The 11,511-nt window shown below is 60.1% G+C and carries 11 protein-coding genes; 6 read left to right on the forward strand and 5 right to left on the reverse strand.

The genetic code is table 11. The features are described from left to right. Window positions 1-63 precede the first annotated feature (63 nt). Genes dnaJ through AC1XOS_RS14005 form a run of 4 tightly spaced genes read right to left on the reverse strand, consistent with a single transcriptional unit; the run spans window position 64 to window position 3,791 of the window. On the reverse strand, window positions 64-1,230 hold the full coding sequence (gene dnaJ, locus AC1XOS_RS13990; RefSeq protein WP_481962838.1) for a molecular chaperone DnaJ: 1,167 nt from the start codon (window positions 1,228-1,230) through the stop codon (window positions 64-66). Further along, window positions 1,214-3,040, reverse strand: coding sequence for a molecular chaperone DnaK (gene dnaK / locus AC1XOS_RS13995; protein WP_481962839.1), 1,827 nt, complete (start codon window positions 3,038-3,040; stop codon window positions 1,214-1,216). Before dnaK ends, dnaJ begins: the two co-directional genes overlap by 17 nt. Before the next feature lie 21 nt (window positions 3,041-3,061). Continuing rightward, window positions 3,062-3,508 carry a DNA-directed RNA polymerase subunit omega gene (gene rpoZ, locus AC1XOS_RS14000; protein WP_481962840.1) on the reverse strand — a complete coding sequence of 149 codons (447 nt, stop codon included), beginning with the start codon at window positions 3,506-3,508 and terminating at the stop codon, window positions 3,062-3,064. After that, a complete protein-coding gene (locus AC1XOS_RS14005; protein WP_481962841.1) occupies window positions 3,480-3,791 on the reverse strand; it encodes a MerR family transcriptional regulator in 312 nt (103 codons plus the stop codon). Before AC1XOS_RS14005 ends, rpoZ begins: the two co-directional genes overlap by 29 nt. Window positions 3,792-3,947: 156 nt before the next feature. Between AC1XOS_RS14005 and AC1XOS_RS14010 the strand changes: the two genes are divergently transcribed. Genes AC1XOS_RS14010 through AC1XOS_RS14020 form a run of 3 tightly spaced genes read left to right on the forward strand, consistent with a single transcriptional unit; the run spans window position 3,948 to window position 7,495 of the window. Beyond that, window positions 3,948-4,895, forward strand: coding sequence for a FecR domain-containing protein (locus AC1XOS_RS14010; protein ID WP_481962842.1), 948 nt, complete (start codon window positions 3,948-3,950; stop codon window positions 4,893-4,895). Window positions 4,896-4,925: 30 nt separating this feature from the next. Further along, entirely contained in the window at window positions 4,926-6,044 is a 1,119-nt protein-coding gene (locus AC1XOS_RS14015; protein WP_481962843.1) for a shikimate dehydrogenase, read from the forward strand. Then, window positions 6,041-7,495 carry an RNB domain-containing ribonuclease gene (locus AC1XOS_RS14020; protein ID WP_481962844.1) on the forward strand — a complete coding sequence of 485 codons (1,455 nt, stop codon included), beginning with the start codon at window positions 6,041-6,043 and terminating at the stop codon, window positions 7,493-7,495. The genes AC1XOS_RS14015 and AC1XOS_RS14020 overlap by 4 nt, the downstream gene beginning before the upstream one ends. Before the next feature lie 162 nt (window positions 7,496-7,657). On the opposite strand, the gene AC1XOS_RS14025 is transcribed toward AC1XOS_RS14020, so the two are convergent. Then, complete coding sequence (locus AC1XOS_RS14025) at window positions 7,658-8,731, reverse strand: alcohol dehydrogenase catalytic domain-containing protein (RefSeq protein ID WP_481962845.1); 1,074 nt, start codon at window positions 8,729-8,731, stop codon at window positions 7,658-7,660. Between the two features lie 176 nt (window positions 8,732-8,907). Between AC1XOS_RS14025 and rfbA the strand changes: the two genes are divergently transcribed. From rfbA to AC1XOS_RS14040, 3 genes are read left to right on the forward strand one after another with little or no spacing between them, the layout of a single operon-like run. After that, window positions 8,908-9,771: a glucose-1-phosphate thymidylyltransferase RfbA gene (gene rfbA, locus AC1XOS_RS14030; RefSeq protein ID WP_481962846.1), complete on the forward strand. Its 864-nt coding sequence runs from the start codon at window positions 8,908-8,910 to the stop codon at window positions 9,769-9,771. Between the two features lie 37 nt (window positions 9,772-9,808). Beyond that, window positions 9,809-10,363, forward strand: coding sequence for a dTDP-4-dehydrorhamnose 3,5-epimerase family protein (locus AC1XOS_RS14035; RefSeq protein WP_481962847.1), 555 nt, complete (start codon window positions 9,809-9,811; stop codon window positions 10,361-10,363). A gap of 12 nt (window positions 10,364-10,375) precedes the next feature. Further along, a complete protein-coding gene (locus AC1XOS_RS14040; protein ID WP_481962848.1) occupies window positions 10,376-11,377 on the forward strand; it encodes an acyltransferase in 1,002 nt (333 codons plus the stop codon). Window positions 11,378-11,511 lie beyond the last annotated feature (134 nt).

The following is an 11,511-nucleotide window of genomic DNA, read 5'->3' on the forward strand; positions in this document are numbered from 1 at the left end:
AGCCCGGCACGGGCTTTGCGGCACGCAGTGCCATTGCAGACGCCGGTTTTCAACCGGTGGCGATCAGTCCCCTTTGACGGCGTGTTTGATGCGCTCCCAGAGGCCCTTGCCGGAGTCGTGGTGATCGGGAGTCTGGCCCGCAACTTCGCCGCGTAGCTCAGCGAAGCTGCGGAGCGACTTGCGCTCCTCTTCGGAGAGTTTGGTGGGCACTTGAACCGCAATCACGACCGTCAGATCGCCTTTTTGGTTACGGTTACGGATATTGGGCATGCCATGGCCCCGTAGCTTGAAACGTGTGCCATTCTGCGTACCTTCGGGAATGGCAAGGCTCACCGAGTCGCCGCTCAGCGTGCTGACCGAGATCGTGTCACCAAGCGCGGCCTGCACAAAGGTGAGAGGTTGGGAGATGTAGAGATCCATCCCATCACGCTCAAATTTCTCGTGCTCTTTCACCCCGAAGAAGATGTAGAGATCACCCGGCGGGCCATTCAGGGTCCCTGCTTCGCCCTCACCTCGGATCGGGAGCTGCATGCCATCGTCCACGCCCGGTGGAATCGGCACTTTGAGCTCACGGGTCTTGCGAAGCTTTCCACGCCCTGCACAGCCGCCGCAGGGGCTCTTGACCACCTGGCCTCGTCCCTGACAGCGCGGACAGGTGACACTGGTCTGCACCGTCCCGAGAATGGTCTGCTGGACTTGCCGGGTTGCGCCGGTGCCGCCACACTGCACGCAGGTATCGGGCTTGGTGCCCGGAGCCGCGCCGTTTCCGCCACAGGTCTCACAGTTCTCCGTACGCGGCACCTGGATCGTCTTTTCGCCCCCACGGAGCGCCTCTTCCAGAGTGACTTCCATGTCGTAGCGCAGGTCCTCGCCACGCTGCGGCCCGGGCCGTCGCCCCCCGCCACCGCCGCCAAAGAACACATTCAGAATATCGTCGAGGCCGCCGCCACCGCCGAAGCCATCGAAGCCGCCAGCGCCAAAACCGCCACCGCTGCCGCCTGAGGCAGCGTGGCCAAAGCGGTCATAGGCACCGCGCTTCTGCGCATCGGAGAGCACCTCGTAGGCCTCTCCCACTTCTTTAAACTTATCTTCGGCACCCGCATCACCCTGATTGACATCGGGGTGAAACTTGCGGGCGAGCTGTCGGTAGGCTTTCTTAATATCCTCTGCGGAAGAATCCCGCGAGATTCCTAGAACCTCGTAGTAGTCCCGCTTACTCTCCGTGGCCATTTGTCTCTCCTGTTTCTATTCCAGTCTTTGGTTGTACGCCAGCCTCCGACGGCTCTTGCTCTTGAGCGGATGCTGGGCGCGAGTAGATCGCTTCGGAAAGAGCGTAGATCTGATCGTTGAGTTGCTGTGTCTGTGCTGCAAGAGCCTCTTTGCTGTCTCCTTGAAGGGCTACCCGAAGTGCATCCATGGCCTCGTGAATCGCAAGCTGTCGCTCTCCACTTACCTGGGGCAGGGCATGGGCGATCAAAAGCTGTTTATCGGCATGGTAAAGCGCTGCATCGGCGAGGTTGCGCGCCTCTTGTACGACGCGTCGCTGACGGTCACTCTCGGCGTACTCTGTTGCCGCGGCCACCATTTGCTCAACCTCTTCTTGAGAGAGCCCTGAAGCGGCGGTAACGGTGATTTTCTGAGCGGCCCCTGTGGCACTATCTTTCGCGGAGACGTGCAAGATGCCATTGGCATCTATATCAAAGAGCACTTCAATCTTGGGGACGCCTCGTGGTGCGGGGGGGATTCCTTCCAGCAGGAAGCGCCCAAGGCTCTTGTTGTCCACCGCCATCTCGCGCTCGCCCTGAAGGACATGGATATCAACCGCGCTCTGGCCCTCGGTAGCGGTGGTAAAGTTCTCGGTGCGGCTCGTCGGAAGCGTCGTATTTCGTGCGATCAGACGTGTCATCACGCCTCCCAGGGTCTCGATTCCCAGAGAGAGCGGTGTCACGTCTAGCAGAACCAAATCGGTCAGCTCTCCGATGAGCATTCCCGCCTGAATCGCCGCTCCCGCCGCCACGACTTCGTCCGGGTTCATCCCCTTGAAAGGGTCTTTCTGGAAGATCTCACGTACCATGTCCTGGATCGCGGGCATGCGCGTTGCCCCGCCGACCAAGACGATTTTTTGGAGCTGCTGGGGCGCAAGACGCGCATCGTTGAGCACTTGGTAGGTGGGGTCGCGCACTTTATCCCGCAGTCCGGCAGTTAGTGCTTCAAACGTACCTCGCGCCAGGTTCTTTTCTAGGTGAAGCGGGCCATCGTCGTTTGCACTGATAAAGGGCAGGTTGATGCTCGTGCTCAGCATTGTGGAGAGCTCAATCTTGGCTTTCTCCGCCGCTTCTTTGAGGCGCTGGAGGGCGAGGCGATCTTTAAGAAGGTCTATCCCAAACTCTTGCTGAAACTCCTCGGCGAGCCAGCCCACAATGGCATTGTCCCAGTCGTCGCCGCCTAAACGCGTATCGCCGCAGGTGGCTTTGACATCGAAGACTCCACCTTTGAGCTCCAGAATAGAGACATCGAAAGTCCCGCCGCCCAAGTCCCAGACAAGAATGGTTTCATCCTCTTGCTTATTCAGACCGTAAGCGAGCGCGGCGGCAGTGGGCTCGTTGATGATGCGCAGCACCTCAAGCCCCGCGATCTGCCCGGCATCTTTGGTAGCTTGGCGCTGTCCATCGTTGAAGTAGGCGGGAACCGTGATCACCGCGCGGTCAACGGGCTCTCCGAGATAGGCTTCTGCATCGGCCTTGAGCTTCTGGAGAATCATCGCACTGATCTCCGGGGCGGAGTAGCCGCGCTCTTCCACAAAGACCCGGTGATCGGAGCCCATGTAGCGCTTGATTGAGGCAAACGTCCGCTCAGGGTTAGCCACAGCCTGCCGCTTGGCAAGCCGTCCCACGACACGCTCGCCGTCCCGGCTAAAGCCAACCACAGACGGACAGAGGCGCGAGCCTTCGGTGAGAGTGATCACCGTCGGCTCGCCCGCTTCTAGGACCGCTACCACAGAGTTTGTGGTGCCCAGGTCAATCCCGACAATACGGCCCATTGCTATTGCATTTCCTCAGGCTTAAATATCGGTTCCTTCGGACTCATCATCAGGCAGAATGAGCGGCTCTTCCTCTTCGGGCTCTTCGTCCACCAGCATGTCGCTGGCTTCTTCATCATCTCCGAGCAAGCTGTCGTCCATATCCGCTCCGAGGGCGGCGGCAGCGCGTGCCAGCTCATCATCGGGGAGTGCCAGCGGATCCATGTCCACTTCGATATCACGTGCACCGACGACAGCTTCCTGATCGGCGATGGCTTCGCGGCCTGCGAGGGACTGCTCGTCGAACTTGTACTGTACTTTCCCCTCCGCGATCTCTTCTAGCGCGATTGTCAGCGGGTTGGTGGAGTCGGTGGGAAGACGAGGGCGGCTGCCCTCTTTGAGCTGCTTGGCACGCTTGGCCGCCAGGATCACCAGCGCATACTTGCTGTCAACCTGCTTGTCAATCTTGTCGGGGGATGGATAGATCATGTTTCGAATTACCTTCTGTGCGCTCTTGTGGCCCGTCTCGCTCCTGCTCCAGCTCAAGGATCACCTTGACACCGGCAATATTGACTTTACGCTCCTCGGTCAAGTGCCGAACGCGCGCAAGCGTGACAATATCCGCATCGGAGTAGAGTCGCCGATTTGAGTCCGTCCGGCGAGGAACGACGATTTCCTCTTGATCCAGAACGCGCAAGACCCAGCACGGCAGCCCGGCGAGTCGGGCGGCCACACTGATGACATAGACCGGCTCATTTTCGTTATGGGGCATGGGTTTTTAAAAAATACGGGTACAAAAAACGCAGTGTATATTCTAGGCCATTCTGGGAGAAATCGCAAGTTTTTTTCGGAAGTTTGCAACCCTTTGAAGGCCAAGGCATACTAATCGTGTCAGAACACTCAGAGTAAACCGAGGAGAGCGATCCGAATGAGCCTATTGCAAGATGCAGCGGAGTACGAAAAGAATCACTGGGATAACTACCTGACACGGATACGAAGCCAGTCCGCCCGTGACTACCTCAGCCAGGTCGGGAAACTTATCGGACTGCTGATTCTCACAGGCCTGCTCCTCGACGGAGCCCGGCGTGAGACACTGCACAGCAGTAGCTTCGTCGTTGCTTTCTCTCCAGGAGCCCGCCTCCGAACCACCAAGGGAACAAGCTCTCCTAGCTTTGTGGGCCAGTCCTTCTCACGAGGATCGAGCTTTTCGACCGATGCGACAGGACGTGTGACACTTGCCTTTAGAGATGGCAGTGTTGTGGAGCTCGGGCCTCGGAGCCAGCTCACCCTGATGCAGAGCGATGCCTTTCGCAACGGCCAAAAGCGGCGGCAGTTCCAGCTTAGTAGCGGCTCTGCACGAGTCTTAGCCTCCCCCGAAACAGAGACGCGCTTCGTTACCGCTGAGGGGATAGTGGGATCGAAGAAAGGCAGCTTCCTCTTTACAGTAGGCCGTGGAGTCTCCGCAGACAGCGCTGCCAGCCTCGCACGCCACGCTCTCAAACCCAGCTTTCTGCAGAGCATTGAGCGCGGGGTTTGGTGGCCACTGGACACGCTTCTGAGTAGGCTAGGGATCATGGGAGCAGGAACCATCCTTACCACCGATTCCCAGCGCCGCGATGCCTGCCGCACCGCTGGTGTCGCGCTTCAAAAGGCGCTGATCTCAAGTGGAGCAAGCCTCTCCCCAGGCAAAGAGCTCTCTCTGGAGAGTGCGGGGCTCTCAGGAGACGCACTCACACAAGCCCAAGCCGCGATTCGTGGCCCTGGTTTTGTCCTCGTGCAGAGCGGAAGTAATTTTGTCGCTACCGTAGTAGCACGTGACTCGGCAGGCACTCGCTTTGCCCTCACTCCTCAAGGTATCCAAGAGAGAAAACCCTAGGGGTATTTGGTTTGCGGGTACAATGGGAGTATGGAGCGATTTGCTTTCATCATTCACCCCATAGATGTCCGCAAGGATCTCAGCCGCAAGTTTCCCGTGGCAAAGTATCTTCCCGATGCGCTTCTGGCTGAGCTCCTGCGGAAGCTGCCTCCTCAGCCCGTGGCACATCTAACGGGCATTCGTTCTGCAACAGGCGTGGAGCTGGAGGGCTGGTTTATCTTCTGCCCCCTCTCGCCCCCGCAGCTTCTGAACCTGCCTCCGGAGCAAGTCTACGAGAAGCTTCAGCGCTGCTGCGAGCTGGCGGAGGGCTTGGGGGCCAAGATTATTGGGCTGGGCGCACTGACGAGTGTGGCGGGCGATGGCGGCATCACGCTGGCCACGCGCACCAAGCTCGCGGTCACGACAGGCAACTCCTACACGGTCGCCACAGCGGTGGAGGGCGCGATGCGTGGGGCGGAGCTGATGGGCACCCCGATCTCGATGGCCCATGTCGCCATTGTTGGGGCCAGTGGCAGTATCGGCCACACGAGTGCGCTTCTATTGGCTCCCCATGCCGCCAAGATGACCCTAATTGGGCGGGACACGACGCGCCTGGAGCCCGTGGCGCGGGAAGTGACCGAGCGCGGCGGGAAGTGCGTCACCGTGACCAGCTCTGTGGAAGATGGCCTGCGCGATGCGGATGTCATTGTGACGGTCACGAGCGCCGCCGATGCCATTATCGAGCCACAGCACCTCAAGCGCGGAGCCGTGGTCTGTGATGTCGCCCGGCCACGCGATGTGAGCACGCGAGTCGCCAAAGAGCGCGATGATGTTTTAGTCATTGAGGGCGGCTGCGTCGCGATTCCCGGCGAGTTCGTGGCCACCAAGACAACCAAGCAAGGTGTGGATCGGCCCGGTGAGCCCTTCTCGTTTGGCTTCCCACCCGGCACGGCCTACGCCTGCATGTCGGAGACCATGATGCTGGCCCTCGACGGGCGCTACGAGAGCTTCACCCTGGGCAAGACTGTGAGCGTCGCACAGGCTGAGGAGATGTGGCGGCTCGCGGAGAAACATGGCTTCAAGCTCGCGGGCTTCCGCTCGTTTGAAGAAGCTGTCACCCAGGAAACCATCGCCCGTGTGCGCCTTGCCGCAGGAAGAAAGCTAGATTGAGCCGCCCCCCTCTCCACCCCGACTTGGTCGCACTCGCAGCCAACGCGCTCCGTGGTGCAGGCTTTGCGCCCGAGTTCCCCGCAGAGGTTGAGACGGAAGCGGAGCGCGAAGTCGCGCTCCCCACAAATCTCCCTGACCTGCGGGATCTTCTCTGGTCCTCCGTGGACAACACGGAGTCGCGGGACTTAGACCAGATCGAGGTGGCCGAGCGCCTGCCCGATGGCGATATCTTGCTGCGGGTCGGGATCGCCGAGGTGGACTGGCGCGTGGGACAAAATGGCGTGATTGATGCGCACGCGGCCAAGAACACGAGTAGCTTGTACACCCCCGGTCATGTCTTTCCCATGCTCCCCGAGGCGCTCTCCACCACGGCAACCTCGCTCCTCCAAGACAGGGATCGGGTCGCGATGGTGATCTCCCTGCGCGTCAACCCCGACGGTACTCTCCAAGAGCGGAGCGTCACGCCCGCTCTAGTGCACAACTACGCCAAGCTGTCCTACGACCGTATCGGCCTCTGGCTAGAGGGTAGCGCGCCTGTGCCCGAGGAGGTCACCGCCGTAGACGGACTGGAGGCGCAGCTGCGCCTGCAAAACGAGACACTAGAGCGCTTTCTGGCCCTGCGCCTGAAGCAAGGAGCGCTCAACTTTGAGAGCGTCGAGACCGTGCCCATCACCGAGAACGGGAAGATTGTGGGGATGCGTCAGGTTCATAAAAACCGGGCGCGCCTGCTGATCGAGAGCTTCATGGTCGCCGTCAATACCGCCGTGGCGGAGATTCTTCATGAGAGTGGACGGGCCTCGATTCAGCGCATCGTCCGTGCCCCGCGCCGCTGGGAGAAGATTGTCGAGATCGCCAAGAGCCTGGGCGACACCCTGCCCGAGACGCCCGATCCGCGTGCGCTTTCTGCATTTCTGGAGCGCCGCCGCACGGCCAACCCCAATGGCTTTACAGAGCTCTCTCTCACCGTCGTGAAGCTACTCGGGCCAGGCGAGTATGTCCTGGTGAAGGCGGGCCTAGGCAGCGAAGGCCACTTTGGCCTTGCCGTCGGTGGCTACACGCACTCGACAGCCCCGAACCGGCGCTACGTGGACATTGTCGTGCAGCGGCTGATCAAGGCATTTCTGACCAAGACCCCAGAGCCCTACACCCCCGAAGCGCTAGCAGCACTTGCCGCACACTGCACCGAGCGCGCGAGTATGGCCGATAAAGTCGAGCGACGGCTCAAGAAGTCCGCCGCCGCGATCTTCCTGCAAGACCGTGTGGGAGAGATCTTTGATGCCGTCGTGACGGGCGCAAAGAACGGAAAAGTCTATGCAAGGCTAACCGATCCCCCCATCGAGGGCCGCGTCACCCGCAACGAGCACGGCCTGGATGTTGGGGACCACATTGTCGTCAAGCTGATCAAAGCCGACCCCGAGTCGGGCTTTATTGACTTTCTGCACAAGGACTAAGCCGGGCGCTAGAAACAGTTACCAAGTCCTGCAAAGTAACCTCGCTCCAAGCCCGACACGCCTTCTCAAGTTGCACGAGAATCTCGATAGCATAAAAAAAGTTGGTCGTATCCTCAACCGTGCACTCACAGAGAAACGGCGTGGACTTCTCCTTCGCAAAGATCAAAACACGATCATCCCGCGTCCGACAGCTCCACCTACTAAATCATCGTAGGCGGTTTCGATCTGGCCGAGTTCATACGTGCGCGTGAGGAGCTTCTCCAGCGGCAGGCGGCCCTGGCGCCAGAGCTCGGCGAACCGTGGAAAGTCGCGGCGGGGGTGGGCGGTGCCGTAGTAGGTGCCTGCGACGGTTTTCTCTTGCCGTGTCCAAGCCGCGCCTGGTAGCGAAGTCAGGGAGTCGGTGGGGGTAATGCCGGCAAGGACCGCCATCCCACCGGGCTTGATCGCATCGAAGGCGTGGCGCTGGAGCTCGGGCAGGCCGACGCACTCAAAGGCGAAGTCCACGCGCTTGTTGAGCACGGGTGAGAGGCTTGTCTCTGTCGCGCCAAGAAGCTTTGCGAAGGCGAGCTTTTCCTCGGAGACATCCACGGCGACAATACGCCCCGCACCTGCCGCCGCCGCACCGAGAATCGTGCAGAGGCCCACGCCACCACAGCCAAAGACAGCCACAGAGTCGCCGGGCGCGACGCGGGCTTTATTCAGCACGGCCCCGACACCTGTGGTCACGGCGCACCCGAGCACAGCGGCAATCGTGGGAGGAATGTCCGAGGGAAGCGGGACGGCGCAGCACTCCGGAACGACCGTGTACTCTGCGAAGCATGCTGTCGCGGTGAAGTGGTAGACCGGAGTCCCGTTCTGCGAGAGGCGGGTCGTGCCGTCTAAAAGCGTCCCCGCCCATTTCGGGGCTAAGTACTCCTGGCAGAGTGCTGGGAGATTATCTAAACAGCACTCACACAGGCCACAGTAGGGCGCCCAGTTCAGCGCCACCAAGTCCCCCACGCGCACTTGGCTCACACCCGGCCCAATCGCCTCCACGATCCCCGCGCCCTCGTGGCCGGGAACGGTCAGCGGCGGCACTTTGGTCGCGCCTGTCACCAAGTGCCAGTCCGAGTGACAGACTCCGGCGGCCTGCATCTTCACCAAGACCTCACCGGGCCCCGGGTCCGCAAGCTGGACAGACTCAATACGAAACGGGGTTCCGACTTCCCGAAAGATGGCAGCAGAGATCGTGCGCATACCCGCAGTATAGCGGGATTTTCGGTTCCAGGGTTTAGAGCAGAGCCAATCTTGCCAATAAATAAGAACACTAGAGTCCCACTCACTGGTCTATATGACCGCCTTGCTTGTTGCAGCAGAGGTGAGTGGGGCTTTCGTGTTTTCCCCATCCCCTTTCTGAGGATATAATAAAGCCCATGCGAGGAATTGTTCTAGCGGGTGGCAGTGGTACCCGTCTCTACCCCATGACGATGGCCGTGTCGAAGCAGCTCATGCCGATCTATGACAAGCCGATGGTCTACTACCCCCTGAGCACGCTGATGCTCGCTGGGATTCGCGATATCCTGCTGATCTCCACCCCAGAGGATCTGCCACTTTTCGAGCGCTTACTCGGCGATGGCAGTGCCTTTGGTGTCTCGATGCAGTACGCGGTTCAGCCACGCCCCGAGGGTCTGGCGCAGGCCTTTCATATTGGGGAGGCGTTTGTGGCAGGTGGCCCGGCGGCACTGGTGCTGGGCGACAATATCTTTTATGGCCACGGCCTCCCCAAGCAGCTTCGTGGGGCTGCGGCTCGCACCGAGGGCGCGACAGTGTTTGGCTACCATGTCAAAGACCCCGAGCGCTACGGCGTGATGGAGTTTGATGCGGCAGGCCGGGTCATCTCGCTGGAAGAGAAGCCCCAAAAACCCAAGTCCAGCTACGCCGTTGTCGGGCTGTACTTCTACGATAGCCAGATCACCGAGATTGCCAAGAACATCAAGCCCTCGCACCGTGGCGAGCTGGAGATCACGGATGTGAATCGCGTGTACTTAGAGCAAGGTCAGCTTCACGCGGACTTATTTGGCCGAGGAACTGCCTGGCTCGACACAGGTACGCACGACTCGCTCTTAGAAGCGAGCAACTTTGTTGCTGCCATCGAGCGCCGTCAAGACTTGCAAGTCGCGTGTCTGGAAGAGATCGCCTATCTTGCGGGCTGGGTAAGCCCCGATCAGCTTCTGGAACGGGCCACCCAGCTGGGCAAGACCGAGTACGCAACCTATCTGCGCCGTTTGGTGAAGTAAGTCCCAGACAGTTTGTGTTATACTTGCCCTGATAACTATGCCTGAACCGCTCAAGCCCGATGATCTCGCACCCGAGTATGCTGCCGTCCTGACCACTCAGGAGTACACACGCAAGACTCCTATTGAGGGAGTTAGAACCCTCTCTTTGAACCTGATGATGGACGATGGAGGTAGCTTCGCGGAGCTAGTACGGCTAGATGAAACGGGGCACCTGCTCGCTATCCCCGAGTTCCAGGTGCGCCAGTCGTCGTACTCGTTGGTGCTCCCTGGAGCCATAAAAGCCTTTCATCTGCACTACAATCAAGAAGATGTCTGGTTTGTCCCGCCGACAGATCGCCTGCTCGTTGGGCTACTGGACTGTCGAAAAGACTCCCCAACTTGCGGCGTCTCGATGCGTCTCGTGCTAGGTGGCGGACGGGCACAGCTCCTCTATATCCCGCGAGGTGTTGCGCATGGGGGGGCCAATATCGGAACTCAAAACGCAACCATTCTTTACTTTGTCAACCAGCACTTCAACCTGGATGATCCCGATGAGCGCCGCCTGCCCTGGGATACTTTAGGCGCTGAGTTCTGGCAAATGACGCCCGGTTAGGATAGGGCTTCGATGCGCCTTACCTACGGCGACACCATCCGAGTCTGTGGGCTACTGGCGGTGATCCTGATCCATGTCTGTGGGTTTGGACGTCGCCCGCCGCTTCTGGAGGACCCGAGCGGGTGGTGGATCTGCAACACGCTCTCCTCGCTCTCTCAGTGGGCGGTTCCGGTTTTTGTGATGCTCTCGGGGGCGCTCTTGCTCAACCCGGATCGAACGGAGACACCGCTGGCCTTTGCCCGAAAGCGTTTCTTTCGGGTCGGGGTGCCCTTGCTCTTCTGGTGCTATTTCTATCTCGCCTGGAGCAACCCGAAGGGCATGACCGAGCAGAGCTGGGAGTTTCTGCGGCAAGGGCGGCCATACTACCATCTCTACTTTCTCTTTATCGTGGCCGGGCTCTACTTGCTCACCCCGCCGCTCCGTGCCATGATCCGCTTTCTGGGCGACCGTGAGCGCTGGTGGCTGGGTGTGGTGGCGCTGATTCTCGCGGGGCTAACCGCACTCTGGCGACCCGAGGCGGAGGAGCGGACGGCATGGACTCTCTTTATGCCCTATTTAGGCTACTATATCCTCGGGTTCTCCCTGCGGCGGCGAACCGGCGACCCGCTAAGCCCCGTTCTCGGCCTGATGGCCTGGCTGCTGGCGGCAGCCTATCTCGTGTTTGGCGAGTGGATCAAGGCCGCCGATGTGGAACCCACGCGCTCACTTCGCTTTGTGATCCAAGGCCACTTCGCCCCGACCGTCATTTTAGAGAGCTTAGGCGTTTTTGTGTGCCTGCGCGAGTGGATACGCCGCGAGTCGCCATGGGTGCATTTTCTTGCCAATCTGTCGCTCGGGATCTACTTGATCCACCCATTTTTGCTGGAAGAGCTTGCTCGCTCCGGGATGAGCAACCGCTGGCACGGCCCCGCGGTCGGGGTTCCGATGACGGTTTTGCTGCTCCTGGGGCTGAGCACGCTGGCGGTCTACCTCATCCAGCGTGCCCCGTTTGCCAAGAACCTAATCGGCGGCTAATCCGGCAAGCCGAAGAGCGTTTTAGGAGCTTTATGGGGCGGCTCCGCCCAGTCTGACCAAGCAACATCGGTTGGGCCAATCACGTGCTCGACAGCTTTCCACTTCCCCCCCACTTTCTTCAGCAGCGCATAGGT

The organism is Armatimonas sp., assembly GCF_964826245.1.